The sequence below is a fragment of the Lactobacillus sp. UMNPBX15 genome, from assembly GCF_002553785.1.
Taxonomy (GTDB): domain Bacteria; phylum Bacillota; class Bacilli; order Lactobacillales; family Lactobacillaceae; genus Lactobacillus; species Lactobacillus crispatus.
In genome coordinates, this window is record NZ_PCYV01000022.1 from 15,795 (window position 1) to 36,144 (window position 20,350).

The window sequence follows — 20,350 nt, forward strand, 5'->3', positions numbered from 1 at the left end:
CAGCTTAAGATATGTTTTTTGATCAATTATTTCAAAGAGAGAGCCAGTTAGATGAGAATGGCTTAATAATAGTCAAAAAATGCTCCTTTAAGTTTCATAATTAAGAATATCAAGAGGTAACAAACACTGTTGCAATCAAGGTGGTACCGCGCGTGGAGCGTCCTTGAAGAAAGCAATAGTGTTTTTTATTTATTTTTAGGGAGATTTATTTTAATGAAGAAACTAAATAGTTCAGAGTTTCGCCAAATGTTTTTAGACTTCTTCAAGGATCATGGTCACATGATTATGCCAAGTGCATCATTAATCCCACAAGATGACCCAACTCTTCTTTGGATTAACTCAGGTGTTGCTACCATGAAGAAGTACTTTGATGGCTCAGTTGTACCAAAGAATCACAGAATTACTTCATCTCAAAAGTCAATCAGAACCAACGATATTGAAAATGTTGGTAAGACTGCACGTCACCAAACTTTCTTTGAAATGCTTGGTAACTTCTCAGTTGGTGACTACTTTAGAGATGAAGCTATTCCTTGGGCATGGGAATTCTTAACTAGTCCTGATTGGCTTGGCTTGCCAAAGGAAAAGCTTTACTGTACTGTTTATCCAAAAGATGAAGACTCATTTAATGTTTGGGTAAAGGCAGGGATGCCAGCTGACCATATTGTTAAATTAGAAGACAACTTCTGGGATATTGGTGAAGGTCCATGTGGTCCAGATACTGAAATCTTCTATGACCGTGGTCAAGAAAACAACGACGTAGCTGAAGACGATCCAGAAAACTTTCCTGGTGGTGAAAATGCCCGTTACCTTGAAATTTGGAACATCGTATTTTCACAATACAACCACTTGCCAAATGGCAAATATGTCGATCAACCACATAAGAACATCGATACTGGTATGGGACTAGAACGTGTTCTTTCAATTTTGCAAGATGCTCCAACAAACTTCGAAACCGACTTGTTCTTGCCAATTATTCACGCCACTGAAGAAATGACTGATGACAAGAAGTACGGCGTTAACAAGGAAGACACTACTGCTTTCAAGATTATCGCTGACCACGTTCGTGCCGTAAGTTTTGCGATTGCTGATGGTGCGCTTCCTTCAAACTCGGGCCGTGGTTATGTTCTTCGTCGTTTGATCCGTCGCGCAGACTTGAATGGTCAACGCTTAGGAATTAAGGGTGCCTTCCTTTACAAGTTGGTTCCAGTTGTTGGAAAAATCATGGAAAGTCACTACCCAGAAGTTATGGATCAACGCGGCTTTATCGAAAACGTTATCCAAAACGAAGAAGAAAGATTTCAATCAACTCTTGATACTGGTTTGACTTTGCTTGACGACTTAATCGACAAGGCAAAGAATTCTAAGGATAAGACCATTTCAGGTAAAGATGCCTTCAAGATGTTCGATACTTACGGCTTCCCATATGAATTGACTTTTGAATCAGCACAAGATGCTGGCCTTAAGGTTGACAAGAAGGGCTTTGACGCAGAAATGGCTGCTCAAAAAGAGCGTGCACGTAAAGCTCGTGGTGACCTTCAATCAATGGGACGTCAAGATGTAACTTTAATGAACATTAAGGATAAGTCAGTCTTTGAACGTGATACTTACGAAGAACCACATGCAAAGCTAGTTGACATTGTTGTTGATGATAAGTTGGTTGATAAGGCCGATGGCGAACATGCTACTTTGGTCTTTGACAAGACTCCATTTTACGCAGAACGTGGTGGTCAAGTTGCTGATCATGGTAAGATTTATAACCAAAATGGCGAATTAGTAGCTGAAGTTACTGACGTCCAACACGCACCTAACGACCAAAACTTACACTTTGTTGACCTTATTTTGCCAGTTGAAAAGGGTCAAGAATACGTATTGAAGTTAGATAAGGAACGTCGTGAAGGGTTACGTCACTCTCACTCAGCAACTCACCTTCTTCACGCTGCTCTTCGTCAAGTCTTAGGTGAACACACTCACCAAGCTGGTTCATTAGTTGATCCTGACTACTTAAGATTTGACTTTACTGCAATGGAACCAATGACCAAGCGTGAGCTTAAGACCGTTGAAGAATTGGTTAACCAAAAGATTTGGGAAGCTATTCAAGTTAAGACTACTATCACTACCCCTGAAGAGGGTGAAAAGATGGGTGCTTTAGCCCTCTTTGATAGCAAGTACGGTGATAAGGTTCGTGTTGTTCAAATGGGTGACTTCTCAAGTGAATTCTGTGGTGGTACTCACGTGGACAATACTAACCAAATTGGAATCTTCAAGATTACTTCAGAATCAGCTGTCGGTGCTGGTATGCGTAGAATTGAAGCTGTAACTTCTAAGAAGGCTTATGAATACTTGGCAAACCGTTCAGACTTACTTGATGATATTCAAGAAGAAGTTAAGGCAACCAAGCCAGATAACATTGTCGATAAGATTGATTCACTTGAAAGTGATTTGCACGATGCTCAAAAGCAAGTTGAAACTTTGAACAAGAAGATCAATGCTGCTAAGGCTGGTCAAATCTTTAATGACGTTAAACAAGCTGGTGACTTGACTGTCATTGCTGCTACTGCAGATGTTAATGGGATGAATGACTTGCGTGAACTTGCTGATAGCTGGAAGAGCGGCAACAAGTCTGATGTTTTAGTTTTAGCTGCTGAAAATGCTGGCAAGGCTAATATGATTATTGCCTTAGGCCAAAAGGCATTAGACAAGGGCCTTAAAGCAGGTAACTTAATCAAGATCGCTGCCCCAATCTTTGGAGGTGGCGGTGGCGGCCGTCCAAACATGGCTCAAGCCGGTGGTAAGAATCCAGAAGGCTTGAATGATGCTATTAAGGCAGTTATTGACGAAATTTCTAAGAACTAAGAATTAATTAATTGTGTTTAAGCTTTTTTTCAAGTAAAATTGTTGACAGGAGGAATAAATATGAGTTCGCTAGATAAGACTATGCATTTTGACTTTAATCAGAACAAAGGAAAAAATGTTTATGATACTCTGCAAGATGTTTACAATGCGCTTGAAGAAAAGGGCTATAATCCTATTAACCAGATTGTAGGTTACTTACTTTCTGGCGATCCTGCTTATATTCCACGGCATAACGATGCCCGTAATTTGATTCTTAAGCACGAACGTGACGAGATTATTGAAGAACTTGTTAAGAGTTATCTTGGTAAGAATAAATAATGCGTTTATTAGGTTTAGATGTAGGTTCTAAAACTGTGGGAGTAGCAATTAGCGATGAGCTAGGAATTACTGCCCAGAAGTTGGAGACTATCCAGATTGATGAAAGCAGATATAACTTTGGTATGCGTCCATTGAAGAAGCTAGTCAGACAATATGAAGTTGACGGTTTCGTATTAGGTTTACCTAAGAATATGGATGGTACTTCTGGTAGTTCCGTAGCTAGAAGTAAGGCATACGGCAAACGACTAGAGGAAAAGTTTGGTTTACCTGTACATTATTCTGATGAGAGATTGACAACAATTGAATCACGACGAGTACTTGTTGAGGATGCAGGGATCCATGATCGCAAGAAGCGTAAACAAGTAATTGATCAGATGGCAGCGGTGCTCATCTTGCAAAATTATTTAGATTTACACCGAAAGGATTAAAATGGCAGCACAAGTTAATGGTGACGATCAAGATCGTCAAATTACTTTGATTGATGATCAAGGTAATGAAGAATTGTATGAGATATTATTTACTTTTCATTCAGATGATTATGACAAATCTTACGTGCTTCTTTATCCAGCCGCTGTTGGCGATGATGAAGATATTGAGGTGCAAGCTTTCAGTTATGATGCCGATGATGCCGGCGATGTAACAAGTAGCGATTTGCATGAGATTGAATCTGATGATGAGTGGGACATGGTCCAGGGAGTTTTAAATACTTTCTTAGATGATGACCGCTTGAGTGGTAAATAATAAAAAGAGGACTGGCTGTGGCTGGTCCTTTTTGTTAGTTTTAGAAAAAAGATAAAAATGAACAAGAAAATATTAGAGATTTTAGAATTTGGCGAAATTACTAAGCGCTTGAGTAAATTAGCGATTACTGGTCCCGCTAAAAAAGAAGCGGAGGAATTATTACCTAGTGGTGATTTTGAACAAGTACAAAATGAGTTAAAGCAGACTTTAGCTTTGACTAATTTGCTACGAATTAAGGGACAACTTCCTTTAACGGACTTTCAGGACGTACGTCCAAGTACTAAACGTTTAAGCGTGAAAGCTAATTTAAATGCTAAGGAATTAGGTAATTTATTATTAGTATTAAGTTTAGCTCATGAAATTAATGACTTTTTGGCAGAAATAGATCCAAACAAACTGGATTTAACTGCAATTGATGAAATTTTAGATCAATTAGATGTGCCGGATCTTTTATTTAGAGAATTAAAGAAATCAGTTGATTATGATGGTGAGGTATTAGATACAGCCTCACATGAACTAGCTCGTTTGCGTCATGATATACGTTCTAATGAAGAGGAAATTAAGAATAAGATGGATGCTTATACTAAGGGCAATAGTAGTAAGTATTTATCTGAGCAAATTGTGACTATTCGTGATGACCGCTATGTTATTCCAGTTAAGCAAGAATATCGGGCAAAATTTGGTGGGGTAGTTCATGATCAAAGTGCCAGTGGTCAAACACTGTTTATAGAGCCGGAAGCCGTTTTAAACCTTAATAACCGCCAACAGAATTTAATTGCTCAAGAAAAACAAGAAATTCGTAATATTTTGAAGCACTTATCTAATTTGGCTCGTGAAGAAATTACTAGTTTGAATAATATTGCGGCTGCATTAACTGAACTAGATTTCTTGCAGGCTAAAGCCAAGTTAGCAAAAGAAATGAAGGCAAGTGAGCCTCGTCTGACACAAGACCATTCTTTGAACTTATTAAAAGCGCGTCACCCATTGATTGACCCAGAAAAGGTAGTACCTAATGACATTCGTTTAGGTGGTGAATTTGATACTATGCTGATCACGGGGCCTAACACCGGTGGTAAGACAATTACCTTAAAAACAGCAGGATTGCTTCAATTGATGGCACAGTCTGGATTATTTATCCCGGCTGAAGAAGGTAGCAAGGTTGGCGTCTTTAAGCAAGTTTATGCTGATATTGGCGATGAACAGTCAATTGAACAATCGTTAAGTACTTTTTCATCACATATCAATGACATTATTGCGATCATGAAGAATGTTGATTCTGAGACCTTAGTTTTAATTGATGAAATTGGTGCAGGGACTGATCCAGAAGAGGGTGCTAGTTTGGCAATTAGTATCTTAGACTTTTTGCGTAAAAAAGATGCTAAGATCATGGTGACAACGCACTATCCTGAATTGAAGCTTTATGGTTATAATCGGCCACGGACGACTAATGCCTCAATGGAATTTGACTTAAAGACCTTGTCGCCAACTTATCATTTGCAGATTGGTATTCCTGGTCATAGTAATGCCTTTGCCATTGCCCGCAAGCTAGGGATGCGTGAAGATGTTGTCAAAAATGCCCAGAACTTAATGTCAGATGAAGATTCTGATATTAATAAGATGATCACCAAGTTGAATACGCAAACCAAGGCAGCTACTGTGGCTCGTAATCGTCTGCAAACCAGTTTGGATCGGAGCCAAAAATTAGAGCAAAAGTTGCAACAAGCACTTGATTGGTATAACCAACGTGTACAAAAACAGCTTGATTTTGCACAAGAGCGAGCTAATGAAGTTGTTGCCAAACGCCGTAAAAAAGCTGATGAGATTATTGCCCAACTTGAAAAACAAAAGAACATGGGCGTCAAGGAAAATAAGATTATTGAAGCTAAAGGCGAACTCAACAGTTTAGAGCGTCAGGCTAATAATTTGGCTCATAATAAGGTCTTACAGCGTGAAAAACGTCGTCACCATGTAAGTGTAGGCGATCGAGTAAAGGTCCTCTCATATGGTCAGACAGGTACGATTACTAAGAAGTTATCTGAACATGAATATGAGGTTCAGATGGGAATTATCAAAGTTAAGGTTAGTGATCGCGATATTGAGAGGATTGAAAAGGGCGAAAGTACTAAGCCTAGACAAACTGTTAGAGCAACCAGTGCGGTTAGAAGAAGTAATGCTCATAGCGAGCTGGATTTGCGAGGCCAACGCTATGATGAAGCAATGACTAATTTGGACCGATATATTGATTCTGTTTTACTGGCAGGACTTGATACGGTTACGATTATTCACGGTATTGGTACTGGTGCGATTAGAAAAGGTGTTTGGCAATATCTCCGCAGCAGCAATCATGTAAAGAACTTTAATTATGCACCAGCTAATGAAGGTGGCAATGGTGCAACAATTGTACAATTAAAGTAAGCGTCTTACTTGCAAAAAGTAAGTATAATAGAATATACTTATAATATAAATAAATGAATTGAAAAAATGTGAGGTAATAATTATGGTTGAAGCAATTAATGATCAAAATTTTGAAGAAGAAACTAAGAATGGTGTAGCATTAGTAGACTTTTGGGCAACTTGGTGTGGTCCATGTAAGATGCAATCACCAGTAATTGATCAATTATCTGAAGAACGTCAAGACGTTAACTTCTACAAGATGGATGTTGACCAAAATCAAGATACAGCTAAGAATTTGGGTATTATGGCTATTCCTACTTTAATCGTAAAGAAGGATGGCAATATTGTAGACCGAATTACTGGTTACACTCCAAAAGAAAAGTTAAACCAAATTTTGGATCAATATACTGATTAATTTAAAAATCAAAAAAAGCTTGAGACGATGTTGCCTCAAGCTTTTTTGATATATCACTTATTTTGATTTACTTGCTTTTTTAGCAAGTCACGAATTTCTTCTAAATAGTCGGCCTCAGTTGGACCAGCTTCTTTTTCTTTCTTGGGCATTACTCTATTTAAAGCCTTGATCATTAAAAATACCACAAATGAAATGATCAAGAAGTTAATGACAGAATTGATGAAGCTGCCATATTTAAATGTAGCATCCCCAACCTTAAAAACGAGGTTAGAAAAATCAATTTTGCCGGCAAAGATCCCAAGTAGGGGGTTGATCAAGTTTTTTACTAAAGATTGTACGATAGCAGTGAAGGCAGCACCAATGATTACACCAACTGCCATGTCCATTACATTGCCACGTGAAATAAACTCTTTAAATTCTTTAATCATGCTCTACTCCTATATCTAATATATATATAAATGCGATTTTAACTAAAGTATATATGAGTGGTTATTTATAGTCTATCAATTTGCTTTTAACCGAAGCGAGCGATAAATTGAACTTTCTTTTCTTTATCTAAAATATTAATTTCACATTCGGTGGTTCGACCAGTTGATTTTTGAAATGCTTCCGCGATCATTCCGCCTTCAAGGGAGAATTCCTTGCTGGCGCTATTCAAACGATCAGTGACAGTTTGGCCACTTAATTCGTAAGTAGTAAATGATCGTCTTTCTTTAACTTTTTCTAGCTTACCAAATTCAGCCATGTTGAAGAATTCAACTAAATCATCATAATCACTTAAATCATATTTTCGCGCGATTCTCTTGCCAGCCCAATAAAGGATTGAGGCGTCATCATCGCCTAAAATAGTTGGCAAAAGGAAATCGCGGTAAAGTTGGTTAATAAAATATACGTGCTCGTTTGTGTTTTCTGTGTTTTCTGTCATAAACTTGTTCATCCCTTTTATTCTTTTTTATTTTACCGTAAACTAGTAGAAGTAGAAAATAAATTTTTGATTTTAAGAGGGTTTTATTATGGATAATCGTCCGATTGGATTATTGGATTCAGGGCTAGGTGGCCTATCTGTTGCAAAAAAAGTAATTGAAAAATTGCCTAATGAATCAACTGTTTTTATTGGTGATAACGCTCATATGCCGTATGGCGATCGAACTAAAGAAGAGATTATTGAACTAGTTAGAAAATCAGTCCAATTTTTGTTAGATAAAAATGTTAAGCTGATAATTTTTGCCTGCAATACTGCGACAGCAATGGCTATGAGTACGATTCAAGCAGAAATCGATCCACAAATTATCGGAGTTATTCAGTCGGGGAGTTTGGCCGCTTCACGGACAACTAAGAATAAAAAAGTTGCGGTAGTTTCAACTAAAGCAACAGCAGAATCACATGCTTATGCTAAAGAGATCCGTTTCCGTGATCCAGAAATTCAGGTAACGGAATTAGCTGCCCCTAAACTTGCACCACTTGTGGAGGCTCAAAAAGATCATGAAACCAACTTAAAAGTAGTTAAAGAGAGTTTGACCCCCTTACAAGGAAAAGACTTTGACACTTTAATTATGGGCTGTACGCATTATCCATTGATTCAGAAAGAATTTAAAGAAGCAATTAATGATAAAAATGTTACTATCTTGGATCCTGCAGATCAAGTTGCACAGTATACGTTTAATGTGATGCGGCGCGATGGTTTGTTTAGTGATGGTAATGAAAAAGTCAGTCATGAATATTACACTACAGGCGATCCAACTAGTTTTGATCATTTAGCAAGGACATTCATGGATGATGCAACTTTAACATCTAAGCATGTGGATACGGAGAATGAATAATGGTTAAAGAAATTTTATTTGCGACTGGTAATCAAGGTAAAGCAAAAGAACTAAAAGAAGCCTTTAAACAAGCTGGGGTAAATGTCGAGATTAAGACGAATGCTGACTTAGACAATCCGCCTCATCCGATTGAAAGTGGCCATACGTTTGAAGCTAATGCCAAGATTAAGGCCCATGAATTAGCTGAGTTTAGCAAGTTGCCTACGATTGCCGATGATTCAGGTTTAATGGTTGATGCTTTGGATGGCGAACCAGGTGTTAGAAGTGCTCGCTATGCTGGCGAAGCTCATAATGATGCAAAGAATAACGCAAAGTTATTAGCTAATTTAGGCGGTGTGCCAGATGAAAAAAGAACGGCCAAGTTTTGGACTACGATTGTGGTTTCAATGCCAGGTGAATTTGATAAAGACTTGGTTGTGTCAGGTACTTGCAGTGGTCGTATTTTGGCCGCACCACGTGGTGAAGATGGTTTTGGCTATGATCCATTGTTTTATATTCCGGAAAAAGAAAAAACTTTTGCACAGATGACTACTGATGAAAAGAATGAGATCTCTCATCGTGGGCGAGCTGTACAAAAGTTATTGAAGGAATTGCCAAGTTGGTTAGAACAATTTGATTAGATAAAAATAGCTCAGTTCGGGTCATTCGTATGATTTGAACTGAGCTATTTTTTACTTATTTTGCAGTAGTTTTTGCAGGTCGTTCTGTACTTGCAAAAACAATATTATTTTCTCGTAAAATTTGAATATATTTACTTAAATACAAATTTCTCACAGCGGCTTGTTTACCAGGTTTAACTTGAAAGTGAATTGAATAAACAAATTTCTTTCCTGTTTGCTCAGTCACACCAACGATAGTAGGTCCAGAAACAATCGTCTTTTTTTCTGGCTGAATCTTGCGATTGCATTCTTTGATTAACTTGTTAACTTCATCAATATCGTTTTTGGTATCAAGATCCAAATTAATGTCTAGTGCTACACCGCCATGGGCTAGGTTTTGCACAATGGTAATGTTGCGGTTAGGGATGAAAATAATTGAGCCATCTGAACCCTTGAGACGAGTAGTTCTGAGGCCTAGTTGCACGACGGTACCAACATTAGTGCCAATCTGAACTAAATCTCCAACATCAAATTGGTCTTCACTTAGAATAAAGAAACCGTTGACCAAATCACTAACAAAGCCTTGTGCGCCCATTCCTAAAGCTAGGGAAAAAATTCCAGCACTGGCTAACAAGGTGCCAACTGGTACACCTAGAATAGAGAGAATACCGAATAAATAGAAGAAGATAAGGGTATATTGAAAAACGCTGTTAATCAAAGCTGTGATAGTTCGAGTTCTTTTATTCTTAACTGTGTTATGCTTGGCTAAGTAATTATTAATTATTTTATGACCAAAATGGGATAAAAGGTAAAAAATGAGTGAAGTAATAGCTAATTGCCAAATAATTGACAATAAATTTTGGCTAATTTTACTCCAATCAATTTCAATTTTCTGTATATTTATGTGAGTAGGAATCTTCATTTGGTGTCCTTTCTATTGCTTACGGGTATAATTAAGAATAACAAGACATTAATTGAGAATAAAGGATATTCATGCTAAACTTTTTTTAGATGTTGATGGAGGTAGAAAATGACAATTTCTTATGGTGCTTTAGCAGGCTTAATTGCGGCGATTGCATTCTTAATTTTAGTATTATTTACGATTCCAATGCTAATTCGGACCGCGAAGTTGTTGAAAGAAACTAGTGCAACTATTCAAACAACTAACGAGTCAATGAAGAAAATTTCTGAAGATATGGATGGCTTGATGGATCAAACTTCGGATTTGTTAGATAAAACTAATGACCTAATGACCGATGTTAATGGTAAAATGAAGACGTTAGATCCAGTTGTTAAAGCTGCTGCAGATTTAGGCGAAAGCGTATCAGAATTAAACGATTCATCTAAAAAGATCGCTAAACGCTTTAGCAGCAATCATTTAAGCCGTACGGGTCTTATTTCTTCAATAGCTGCGACGGCATTTGCAAGACGCAAGCGTCGCAGAGGTGAAAATTAATAAAGGAGGAATTCACCATGAAAAAATTCGCAAGTTTCTTATTAGGTGCCGTTGCAGGATGTGCAGCAGGTTTTCTCGCAGGTTCACTTCTTGTTAGTGATGAACAAGTTGATGACGTTAAGAACAAGATTAAAGATAATGACAAGCTTCAAGATTTGAAGAAGAAGTATGACAATGGTACTGAAATCGTTAAGAATCAATTAGCATCATTCCCTAAGAATGTTGAAGATGATTCAGAATTGAAGGATTTTGACGACATCGTAATCGATGACTCAAATAAAGATGACGATGACAGTGAAAATGCTGAAGAGTCAGTTAACGATTTGAACAATGCTGAAAAAGATGATACTGATGCAGCATCTACTTCAGAAAAACCACAAGCTTAATTAAAGTCAAAAAGAAAAGGAGCTGGTCGTGATGATCAGCTCCTTTTTTATGACAAAATTAGTCTTTAAGTGGCAAAACTTTTAAGTCCTTGTCAGTGTGAGTAAAGGTTTCAAAGCCGTCCTTAGTAACGACACCACAATCTTCAATTCTGACACCAGCAAAGCCAGGGATGTAGATACCTGGTTCAATGGAGAAGCACATTCCTTCTTCAAGAACTAAGTCGTTACCTTGTACGATTGATGGATATTCATGAACGTTTTTACCAATGCCGTGACCTAGGCGGTGAATGAAGTATTCACCATAGCCAGCCTTAGTAATGATGTCACGAGCCACGCTATCTAATTCTTCAGCGGTGATTCCTGGCTTAGCAGCTTCGATTGCGGCTTGTTGAGCTTCACGATCAACTTCATAAATTTCGCGTTGCTTAGCAGTAGGTTCACCGTAAGCAACAGTTCGACTAGAATCTGATGCGTAACCATCGTGCATGGTACCTAAGTCGAATAAAACTAATTCATTTGGTTGAACAGTGTTCATAGTTGGACCAAGGTGAGGATTAGCGGCGTTTTTACCAGCTTGTACGATGGTTTCAAAACTTTCATGCATAACACCTTTTTGAATTTTTAGTTGGTAATCAATTTGACCAGCGATGCTTCTTTCGGTGACGCCAGTTCTAATTGCGTCAAAGCCAATCTTAAAAGCGAAGTCTGCTTCTGCACCAGCGCCTTGCAACTTCTTGATTTCTTCAGGTGTCTTGTAAAGACGAAGTTTTTCAATAAAAGGTGAAACATCGTTAGTGAAACTAGCGTTAGGAAATTCACCACGTAAGAGCTGGTAGTGGGCAACAGACAAATCATCTTTTTCAATTGCCCAATTATGGGTATCGTGAGTTCTCTTTTTGACATTATCTGCGATGATGCTCCAAGGATTCTCAGAATCAAGATAGCCGATAACATCGCCATCCCATGCAGATGCTTTTGCTTCTTCTACGTTTAAAGCCGGGCAGAAAATAAATGGTTCTGCATCCTTTAAAACAATTAAAGCAAAGATTCTCTCATGTGGTTCCATTGAGTAACCAGTAAAGTAGGAAATGGTGATTGGATTAGAAATGTAAGCAAGATCATTATTGGAGTCTTGCAACCATTGTTGTAATTTATCTAAGTTCATATTGTCCTCTTTTCTTGCAAATTATGTTGACTGTAGTATATCATGATTTCTTAATGAAAAAATGAAAGAAAATCTGTAAACGTTTGCATTTTATGCAGCATCGTGATATCTTTAAGTGAAGAATTTTTTGGAAGGACTGAGAGATAAGAGATGCATAAACAAGAAGTTACAATCTATGACGTCGCTCGAGAAGCTAAGGTTTCAATGGCTACGGTTTCTCGTGTTGTGAATGGTAATAGTAATGTTAGAAAAGAGACACGTGACCGTGTTCTCGAAGTTATTAAAAGACTGCACTATCAACCAAACGCTGTAGCTCAAGGTTTAGCTTCTAAGCGGACTACTACAGTAGGGTTAATTGTCCCAGATTTAACTAATTTATACTTTGCAGAATTATCTAAGGGTATTGATGATATTGCACTTTTATATAAATACAACATCATTATTACTAGTATTGAAAACCGCTTGATGAAGGAAGACCAAGTTATTCAAAGTTTGCTGAATAAGCAAGTTGACGGTGTAATTTATATGTCTAACCGTTTATCAGATGAAGCAGCTGATGCCTTTAAGCGGACTGATACTCCTGTGGTTTTAGCAGGTACTAAAGATAATCGTGATGATTTTGCTTCTGTCACAATTGACTATAAGAAGGCTGATACTGAAGCATTGAATTTGATGTACCATGATGGTAAGAAGCATTTGGGAATCGTAGTTGGTGATCAAGATGCTGTAGTTAACAGCGAAAACAGAATCCCTGCTTATGAAGAATTCATGGAAGAAAATGATTTGGGCACTCCTCGAATCTATACTGATATTAAAGACTATTCAGATGGTTATAATTTATACCCACAATTAGTTAAAGATGGCGTTGATGGTGTAATTGTTACTCGCGATATTTCATCAGTTGGTATTTTGAATTCTGCGATGGATGCAGGTAAGAAAGTGCCAGAAGATTTGGAAATCGTGACCGCCAGTGCTACGCAGTTAGCTTCTGTTGTTCGTCCAGCTTTGACTACGATTAAGCAGCCACTTTATGATATGGGTGCCGTAGCAATGAGAATGTTGACTAAGTTGATGAACAATGAAGAAGTAGATGATACTCATATTGTTTTGCCATATGAATTAGTTAAAAAGCAAAGTACTTTAAATCAATAATTAAGTGAAGCAAAAAAGACCAGTTTACTGGTCTTTTTGTTTTAGTAGATAATTTTGTTAATCTGTTGAAGCTTTTGTGTAAAAGTGGTTGGCGCAATTGCTTGATTAGGATTATAGGGCAAAAGCACGAGATTAGTGTACTGACTGACCCGTGGTAAGGACTGATAATCTCTGAAATCGTCTTGACTAAAGAAGCCATAGAACAAGATATCTTTTGCCTTAACCCAACCTAGTTTGGTATAAATCCACATGTTTTTAGGACTACCATTAAAATTTTGAATTTTTAATAATTGATTTGCGGGTAATTTTTGCTGCGTTTTGGCTTGGTTATCAGGATAACGATAAATTGTAACTTTTTGGTTAGGTTTAGCGATAATTTTCTTATTTTGATAAGGAGCAATATCTCGCTTTGTTAAGTCAAAATTAACGAATTCTGCCGAAATAAAAGTTTTTTCAGCAATTTGATAAAATAAGCGATCATCTACACGGACGCCATAAGTGACATTGACTTTTTGACCTGGTTGCACGTACTTTTTTTCTTTGATGCGAACATACGGATTCATCATTGTAGCGGCTTTAGTTTTACCAAAATAAATTCCAGTTCTATTAATAGCGTACTTTTTAGTGCCACTTTTGGCTAATTTATATTTAAAACCAGTAGCGGGATAGTTGGTAACCACGCCATCAACATTCCGATTAATTAGCCAATGCCATAGGGCAGGCGATTCGTCCATTTCGGCCCAGACAAACAGTTGCTTATGTAATTTGTGAAGCCAGTGAATTAAAAAGGGATGCTCTTGCACAATATCAGAAGAAGCATTGATAGCATTAACTTGAGGTAAATTACTGAAATTAATGCGTTTCAGGCTGCCAACGATCAAAATTAGATAAGCTTCAGGCATAATTTTTCTAAAGTGAAAGAGACTAGCAGCGGAAAATGAATGAATCATGATTCTTTTCTGCATATGGTATTTTTTAACTATTTGTGCGATTCTATCCTCTAACTCATAGGACGGATTTAATCCATGATCAATTTTAGTCTCTAAGACAAATTTAGTGTTTGGTTTATTTTGATAATGCTTAAAAAGCTCACTGAGTGACATAACGTGTTCGCCATTGTCATATTGCAGTTGTTTAAGTGCTGTAAAATTATTTTGTGATACAATTGCATGTGTATGAGTAACTCGGAAGAGGTCATCATCATGTGCAATGACCGGAACTCCATCCTTTGAGAGCTGGAGATCGAGTTCAACGTAATCAGCACCAGAATTAAAGGCGGAATCGTCAGCCTGAATTGTTTCTTCAGGATATTTGATGGGATCACCACGGTGCCCTACAACTGTAAAACCACTATTTATGAAAAAGACTAAGCTAAAAAAAAGAACCCAAACGAGTCGGCTTTTAAATTTCATGTGTACACCTCTATCGCATACTTAACAATAGCATGGTTACACATTTTTTTCTATTTATAGTACTATTCTTTTATCAGTAATCGGTATGATTGAAATCTAAAGGATGAGATTTAATGGAACAATTGGACTTAATTGAAGAAGTTACCAGAAATGATGGCAGTCGATATTATGAAATCTCTAATATTGACCAAAATGGAATTGCAGAATTAGCTGCAGATCATGGCTTAATTAAAAAAGTCAAAATACTGCAGCTGAATATTCCTCGAACTAAGGCACTGATTGCTTATGAAAAATATATCAATGATACTTATGACTTGCAGACTTTGACTAATGAAAGTGATTGGAAAAATCCAAAATGGGTAGAATGGGATAAACCCAAGGGAAAAATTTTAGACGCATATAATATGATCTTAAAAGCCAATCGAATTGGTTAGAAAGTGGCATAAAAAATGGAACAACTGCGAATTTTACATACCAATGATCTTCATTCACATTTTGAACATTTCCCTAAAATCGGACGTTACTTGAAAAAAGCGCAGGCTGATCAATCGGTTGATGATATCTACACTTTTGATGCAGGAGACTTTATGGATCGGTCTCATCCTTTAACTGATGCTACGGAAGGTCAAGCCAACATCAAATTGATGAATGGGTTTAACTATGATGCAATTACGATTGGCAATAATGAGGGAATTTCTAATCCACATTGGGTATTGGAACATTTATTTGATCATGCGGACTTTCCGACAGTTTTAGCAAATTTGCGTGAAGAAGATGAATCAATGCCTAAATGGGCAGTCGGCCATATGTTTTTAACTACTAAGAAAAAGACGCGAATTGCTTTAATTGGCCTGACTGCAGCTTATCCAATGACTTATGGTCCTAATCATTGGCATGTCAAGATGTTAGGTGACAGTATGGATCACGAATTAGCTCAAATTGAAGGTAAGTATGATGTCTTAATTTTATTGACTCATGTTGGATTAAAAATGGATCGCTGGTTAGCTAAACATTATCCTCAAATTAATTTAATTGTAGGAGGCCACAGCCATGATCTGATTGAACATGGTGAAAAAGTGGGGCATACTTGGATTACGCAAACAGGTAAATGGGGAAACTATGTGGGTGATATTCATCTAGAACTTGAAGATCATCACGTGATTAAGGTAGTACCTCGCACTATTTCTACTGCTTCGATGCCAGAAGAACCGGAAGATAAGGCAGTGATTCAGGGCTACTATGATGAAGGTAAGCGACTTTTATCAGAACGAAAAGTGGCTAATTTACCTGAAAAATTTGCAGATGATAAAGTAGCAGCCGTTCAAGTTTCTCTTGATGCGATTGCTGATTTTGCTAAAACAGATTTAGCCATTTTAAGCTCAGGCCTATTCTTGACCCCGTTTAAGAGTGGAATAATTACTCAATATGATTTACAAAATGCCTTACCGCATCCAATGCACGTTGTTCGTTCAACCTTGAAAGGTTATGATTTGTGGCGACTAGTGATGGAAATTGAAAAGAATCGGCATTACCTAGACCATTTTCCACTGCAAGGGATGAGTTTTCGAGGAAAAATTTTTGGTCAGATGTATTACAAAGGGATCAAGGTTGATATGCGTAGACGTGTAGTTTACGTCAATGGGCATGAAATTGATCCACAAAAAGAATATAAAATTGCCTGTTTGGATCATTATGTCTTAGTTCCATTTTTCCCAACTTTGGCTATTGTCGGTGAAAATGAGTTTTTATTCCCACAATTTTTACGTGAAGTTGTTGGTAAATATTTGGCTGAAAAATATCCTTTAACAGCGAGAAGTGAAAAAGATGACTGAAGAAAATAAATTTGAACAAGAACAGCCAATTAGACACCCACTTGCTGACGTGGTGCAAGATGGTAAGAGCATTAAGATTGGTGCGCAGCTTTATAGCATCATTGTCAATGAGCGAGACGCACTTGATTTAGAATCTTTGCGTAAAAAATATGATCCTTATCTTGACCAGTATGATTATCTGGTGGGGGACGTTTCTAGTGAACATTTACGCTTGAAAGGCTTTTATAAAGACGGTGCTAGAACCGCAATTGATAAAAAAGAAATGGCGATCGTGGATTATTTAACGGAATATTGTAATCCCGGCGGACCTTATTTTATCTTGGAATTAACGCATCCAGTACATCATTATCAGCATCAACGTACTAAAATACGGCGATCACGTGAACGACACGAGCGCGATTTTGGTAAAAATGAGCGTTATCATGCACGACGTCGAAATTATCGGAAGAATGAAAATAATCCGTTTAAGAAGCGGCGTGTTCATCAAACTAAATTTAAGAAAAAACAATCAATTGCAGTGAAAAAAGAATTTGGACGGCATCATTCATTTATTATTAAAAAGAGAAAGGGAAACTAGTGAAAGATTACCGGGTATTTTTAATTGACTTAGACGGAACTGTTTATCGTGGTAAGGAAACAGTTGAATCAGGAGTAAGATTTGTTCATCGTTTAGTTCAAGCAGGGAAAGACTATTTGTTTTTAACCAACAATACGACCAGGACACCGCAAATGGTAGTTGATAAACTAAAGGGACACGGTATCGAAACTGATACGGACCATGTTTATACGCCAAGTATGGCCACAGCTAGCTATATTTTACAAAGAGAACACAAGGAAAAGATCGGCTTGTATATTATTGGGCAGATTGGTCTCTGGCGTGAATTATTGCAACATCCAGAGTTTGAGCTTAATGAAGAAAATCCCGATTATGTAATTGTCGGTATGGATACAGATCTGACTTATCATAAAGTACGAGTAGCTTCACGGGCGATTAGACGTGGAGCCACTTTTATTGGGACTAATGCCGATATGAATTTACCAGCAGAGGATGAGCTAATTCCAGGCAATGGTTCACAATGTGCATTCGTTGCTGCAGCAAGTGGAGTAGAGCCACTGTATATTGGTAAGCCTGAATCAATTATTGTAAAAATGGCTTTGGATAAAGTTGGCTATAGCAAAGATGAGGCACTTTTGGTAGGTGATAATTACGATACCGATATTAAAGCTGGCTTTAATAGTGGAGTAGATCAGTTGTTGACTTTGACAGGTGTGACGACCAAAGTGGATATTGCAGATAAACGTCAACCAACAATTTTAGTTAATAACCTAGATGAATTTGAATTATGATTACTAAAAACAATATTTTTTTGCTGATTTATCATTTTTTGTTTGCTGTTTCTAGCAGTGTAATTGGGGCAATTGTGGCTAGTTGGCCATTATTGTTTATTTTTATGATCGTACAAAAGACATATGAGACGGTTCACATGTCTTTGTTTAAGGTAATGCATAATTATAACCAGCTGATGTTTTATTTGCTCTGGCCCTTTAAAAAGCAGCTTAAAATGGATAATTTCCCTACATCTGCTAATGCGGCAGAACATTTTGCGGAATGTAAGCATTTATTTATTCTGACTCTATTAGTTTTTATTATCTGCATCATAGTGCACTTTGTTTTTAAACGACAAAAGAAAAAGCTACTGCTTAATTTGGATAAATCAGTAGCCCTTATTTTGCTATTATTGCCAATTATTATTTTTCCATTTGCAGTAACCAATTTCGACAGTTTCTTTGTGATTTTTCACCATATTTTGTTTAACAATAGTGATTGGCTGTTTGATCCTAATACTGACCCAATTATCAATGTGCTAACGGAAGGCTTCTTTGCTTCTTGTTTTGCCGTTGCTGGGGTTATTTATGAATTATATTTTGCTGAAAAATTATTACGTAAGTAAAAAAGAGTTCCTTAGTGGAACTCTTTTTTGAGTGATATTTTTTTCTTGATTGCGACAATTGCGATTGGCACAACTGATACTAAAATGATAGCAATTACGATCATTGAAAAATGGTCCTTTACAAATGGAATATTGCCAAAGAAGAAACCGATGATTGTGAACAATCCTGTCCAAAGCAAGCCACCCAAGATGTTGTAGGTGATAAATTTACCATAATGCATCTTACTGCCGCCGGAAATGAATGGGACAAAAGTACGAATAAATGGTATAAATCTACCTATAACGATCGTAATTGGTCCGTGGCGCTCAAAGAACTTTTCAGCGGCCAACCGATTATTTTGATTAATTAATTTATTGAACCAGCTATGTTTTTCACCAGCTCTGGTTGACCAGGCACCAATTTCATAGTTGATACTGTCACCGATTATGGCGGCGAATGCTACTATAAGATAAACTAGCCAAATATTTAAGCCATACTTAGGATTAGCAGCCATTGCACTCGCAGCAAAAATCAACGAATCGCCTGGAAGAAATGGAAAAACGACTAAGCCTGTTTCAATAAAAATGATAGCGAATAAGATTAAATAGGACCAACCACCGAATTGGTTAACAATCGTGATTAAATGGTCATCAATGTGCAAAATAAAATCGATTAAACTCATCTGTAACTCCTAAAAACTAGTTGAATGAATTGTCAAAGTTTTTTCAGGGAAAAGATCACGCATAATCGCGGTGATTGCAATCTGGGCTTCGCCAAAACCGAGAGCGATTAAAGGGACGCGTCCAGGATAGGTAACAACATCGCCAGCTGCATAAACACCGGCGATATTAGTTTGCATTGTTGAATCCACCTTAATTTGTGTGCCAGCTAAATCGATTCCCCATTTTTTGACAAAGCAATTATTAGCTTTAAAGCCATATGCAACGACCGCTTGGTCTAACTTGATATTAGTTAAACTATCTTTTCCCATTTCTTTTAAATTAACGTTCAGTTGATTATCAACCAAATTGATTTGTTTAGGAAGATAAGGAGTTAAAATTTCAACATTTTTTAAAGACTTAAGTTTTTTGACATTAGATTCAAGACCGCGAAATTGATTACGGCGATGAATGATTTTGACATTGGCATAATTAGCTAATTCTAGTGCCAGGTCTAATGCTGAATCGCCGCCCCCAAAGACGCCAACTGTTTGTCCGACAAATTTTTGGGGATCTTTAATAAAGTAATGAATCCTTTTTTGAGTATCATCATCCATAGATAATGGTAAAGCTTTAGGTTTAAAGGCACCGGCACCAGTGGTAATCAATATGCTGTGGGATGCAACTATATCATCGATAATAAAGCCGTCTTTTTGTTTAGTGACATTTTCAACTTTATGGTTAGTAAAAATAGTTGTATCCGTTAAATTATGTCGTAAATTGTCGATTAGTTCAGTTCCTGTAATAGAGTCGTAAGCAGGAATATCTTTGATTTTCTTAAAAGGATAAAGCATTTGTGGCTGTCCGCCTGTTTCAGATAATGAATCAAACAGTACGGTCTTGAGTCCATGAAGATGGGCAAATCGCGCGGCAAATAGGCCAACAGGTCCGCCACCGATAATAGTTAAATCAAATTTTTTAATTTTAATGACCCCCTCAAAGTAGTGATGTATCAACTTTAACATGAATTTTGTAAATATTCATTTAAAAATAAGCTTGTCAAAAAATGAATTTTAAGGTATATTATTGAAGTCGCCTTTTTAAGAGCGAGCATAATTCTTTATTAAAAAAATACTTGCAATTAATATTCAAGTATTATATATTAATAAAGTCGCTTCGAGAGATGCGACGAGAGCTTAAAAACAGACATGTAAGG

The 20,350-nt window shown here is 37.1% G+C and carries 23 protein-coding genes; 16 read left to right on the top strand and 7 right to left on the bottom strand.

From position 1 onward, the window contains the following. The first annotated feature begins 213 nt into the window (after positions 1 to 213). The 6 genes from alaS (at position 214) to trxA (ending at position 6,721) form a co-directional block, all read left to right on the top strand. Positions 214 to 2,853: an alanine--tRNA ligase gene (gene alaS / locus CP366_RS06425; protein WP_089147817.1), complete on the top strand. Its 2,640-nt coding sequence runs from the start codon at positions 214 to 216 to the stop codon at positions 2,851 to 2,853. A 60-nt stretch (positions 2,854 to 2,913) separates the two neighbouring features. After that, positions 2,914 to 3,171, top strand: a complete 258-nt coding sequence (locus CP366_RS06430; protein ID WP_003549189.1) for an IreB family regulatory phosphoprotein — start codon at positions 2,914 to 2,916, stop codon at positions 3,169 to 3,171. Next, positions 3,171 to 3,599, top strand: coding sequence for a Holliday junction resolvase RuvX (gene ruvX, locus CP366_RS06435; RefSeq protein WP_005720532.1), 429 nt, complete (start codon positions 3,171 to 3,173; stop codon positions 3,597 to 3,599). Before CP366_RS06430 ends, ruvX begins: the two co-directional genes overlap by 1 nt. 1 nt (position 3,600) lies before the next feature. Next, on the top strand, positions 3,601 to 3,912 hold the full coding sequence (locus CP366_RS06440; protein ID WP_005720531.1) for a DUF1292 domain-containing protein: 312 nt from the start codon (positions 3,601 to 3,603) through the stop codon (positions 3,910 to 3,912). 57 nt (positions 3,913 to 3,969) lie between these two features. Next, on the top strand, positions 3,970 to 6,327 hold the full coding sequence (locus CP366_RS06445; RefSeq protein WP_005728601.1) for an endonuclease MutS2: 2,358 nt from the start codon (positions 3,970 to 3,972) through the stop codon (positions 6,325 to 6,327). A gap of 82 nt (positions 6,328 to 6,409) precedes the next feature. Then, on the top strand, positions 6,410 to 6,721 hold the full coding sequence (trxA, locus tag CP366_RS06450; protein ID WP_005720529.1) for a thioredoxin: 312 nt from the start codon (positions 6,410 to 6,412) through the stop codon (positions 6,719 to 6,721). Positions 6,722 to 6,774: 53 nt separating this feature from the next. On the opposite strand, the gene mscL is transcribed toward trxA, so the two are convergent. Continuing rightward, positions 6,775 to 7,149, bottom strand: coding sequence for a large-conductance mechanosensitive channel protein MscL (gene mscL, locus CP366_RS06455; RefSeq protein ID WP_005720528.1), 375 nt, complete (start codon positions 7,147 to 7,149; stop codon positions 6,775 to 6,777). 86 nt (positions 7,150 to 7,235) lie between these two features. After that, on the bottom strand, positions 7,236 to 7,658 hold the full coding sequence (locus CP366_RS06460; protein WP_005720527.1) for a YslB family protein: 423 nt from the start codon (positions 7,656 to 7,658) through the stop codon (positions 7,236 to 7,238). Between the two features lie 76 nt (positions 7,659 to 7,734). Between CP366_RS06460 and murI the strand changes: the two genes are divergently transcribed. Both murI and CP366_RS06470 read left to right on the top strand, forming a co-directional pair. After that, positions 7,735 to 8,541, top strand: a complete 807-nt coding sequence (murI, locus tag CP366_RS06465) for a glutamate racemase (protein WP_065990000.1) — start codon at positions 7,735 to 7,737, stop codon at positions 8,539 to 8,541. Then, the gene (locus CP366_RS06470; RefSeq protein ID WP_089147816.1) at positions 8,541 to 9,161 is read left to right on the top strand and encodes an XTP/dITP diphosphatase; all 621 of its coding nucleotides are present in this window, start codon (positions 8,541 to 8,543) and stop codon (positions 9,159 to 9,161) included. The genes murI and CP366_RS06470 overlap by 1 nt, the downstream gene beginning before the upstream one ends. 55 nt (positions 9,162 to 9,216) lie before the next feature. Here CP366_RS06470 and CP366_RS06475 read toward each other — a convergent pair whose 3' ends face one another. Then, a complete protein-coding gene (locus tag CP366_RS06475; protein ID WP_065989992.1) occupies positions 9,217 to 10,062 on the bottom strand; it encodes a mechanosensitive ion channel family protein in 846 nt (281 codons plus the stop codon). A gap of 108 nt (positions 10,063 to 10,170) precedes the next feature. Here CP366_RS06475 and CP366_RS06480 point away from each other — a divergent pair, with 108 nt between their 5' ends. Together CP366_RS06480 and CP366_RS06485 are read left to right on the top strand one after the other, a co-directional pair. Then, on the top strand, positions 10,171 to 10,596 hold the full coding sequence (locus CP366_RS06480) for a DUF948 domain-containing protein (protein ID WP_005720512.1): 426 nt from the start codon (positions 10,171 to 10,173) through the stop codon (positions 10,594 to 10,596). Between the two features lie 17 nt (positions 10,597 to 10,613). Further along, on the top strand, positions 10,614 to 10,982 hold the full coding sequence (locus tag CP366_RS06485) for a hypothetical protein (protein ID WP_005720511.1): 369 nt from the start codon (positions 10,614 to 10,616) through the stop codon (positions 10,980 to 10,982). Positions 10,983 to 11,040: 58 nt separating this feature from the next. Here CP366_RS06485 and CP366_RS06490 read toward each other — a convergent pair whose 3' ends face one another. Next, the gene (locus CP366_RS06490) at positions 11,041 to 12,147 is read right to left on the bottom strand and encodes a Xaa-Pro peptidase family protein (RefSeq protein ID WP_089147815.1); all 1,107 of its coding nucleotides are present in this window, start codon (positions 12,145 to 12,147) and stop codon (positions 11,041 to 11,043) included. A gap of 150 nt (positions 12,148 to 12,297) precedes the next feature. Between CP366_RS06490 and CP366_RS06495 the strand changes: the two genes are divergently transcribed. After that, the gene (locus CP366_RS06495; protein WP_013085886.1) at positions 12,298 to 13,299 is read left to right on the top strand and encodes a substrate-binding domain-containing protein; all 1,002 of its coding nucleotides are present in this window, start codon (positions 12,298 to 12,300) and stop codon (positions 13,297 to 13,299) included. A 41-nt stretch (positions 13,300 to 13,340) separates the two neighbouring features. On the opposite strand, the gene CP366_RS06500 is transcribed toward CP366_RS06495, so the two are convergent. Then, entirely contained in the window at positions 13,341 to 14,711 is a 1,371-nt protein-coding gene (locus tag CP366_RS06500) for a glycerophosphodiester phosphodiesterase (protein ID WP_089142867.1), read from the bottom strand. Between the two features lie 113 nt (positions 14,712 to 14,824). Here CP366_RS06500 and CP366_RS06505 point away from each other — a divergent pair, with 113 nt between their 5' ends. Genes CP366_RS06505 through CP366_RS06525 form a run of 5 tightly spaced genes read left to right on the top strand, consistent with a single transcriptional unit; the run spans position 14,825 to position 18,495 of the window. Next, positions 14,825 to 15,145 (top strand): hypothetical protein, encoded by a 321-nt coding sequence (locus CP366_RS06505; RefSeq protein ID WP_005720507.1) that lies wholly within the window; start codon positions 14,825 to 14,827, stop codon positions 15,143 to 15,145. A 15-nt stretch (positions 15,146 to 15,160) separates the two neighbouring features. Continuing rightward, positions 15,161 to 16,543, top strand: a complete 1,383-nt coding sequence (locus tag CP366_RS06510) for a bifunctional UDP-sugar hydrolase/5'-nucleotidase (protein ID WP_089147385.1) — start codon at positions 15,161 to 15,163, stop codon at positions 16,541 to 16,543. Next, on the top strand, positions 16,536 to 17,120 hold the full coding sequence (locus CP366_RS06515; protein WP_089147814.1) for a YutD family protein: 585 nt from the start codon (positions 16,536 to 16,538) through the stop codon (positions 17,118 to 17,120). The genes CP366_RS06510 and CP366_RS06515 overlap by 8 nt, the downstream gene beginning before the upstream one ends. Continuing rightward, on the top strand, positions 17,120 to 17,890 hold the full coding sequence (locus CP366_RS06520) for a TIGR01457 family HAD-type hydrolase (protein WP_005720504.1): 771 nt from the start codon (positions 17,120 to 17,122) through the stop codon (positions 17,888 to 17,890). Before CP366_RS06515 ends, CP366_RS06520 begins: the two co-directional genes overlap by 1 nt. Then, positions 17,887 to 18,495: a TIGR01906 family membrane protein gene (locus CP366_RS06525; protein ID WP_065989991.1), complete on the top strand. Its 609-nt coding sequence runs from the start codon at positions 17,887 to 17,889 to the stop codon at positions 18,493 to 18,495. Before CP366_RS06520 ends, CP366_RS06525 begins: the two co-directional genes overlap by 4 nt. A gap of 11 nt (positions 18,496 to 18,506) precedes the next feature. On the opposite strand, the gene CP366_RS06530 is transcribed toward CP366_RS06525, so the two are convergent. Next, the gene (locus CP366_RS06530; RefSeq protein WP_005724245.1) at positions 18,507 to 19,157 is read right to left on the bottom strand and encodes a VTT domain-containing protein; all 651 of its coding nucleotides are present in this window, start codon (positions 19,155 to 19,157) and stop codon (positions 18,507 to 18,509) included. A 9-nt stretch (positions 19,158 to 19,166) separates the two neighbouring features. Next, entirely contained in the window at positions 19,167 to 20,159 is a 993-nt protein-coding gene (locus tag CP366_RS06535; RefSeq protein ID WP_089147813.1) for an NAD(P)/FAD-dependent oxidoreductase, read from the bottom strand. Between the last annotated feature and the right edge of the window lie 191 nt (positions 20,160 to 20,350).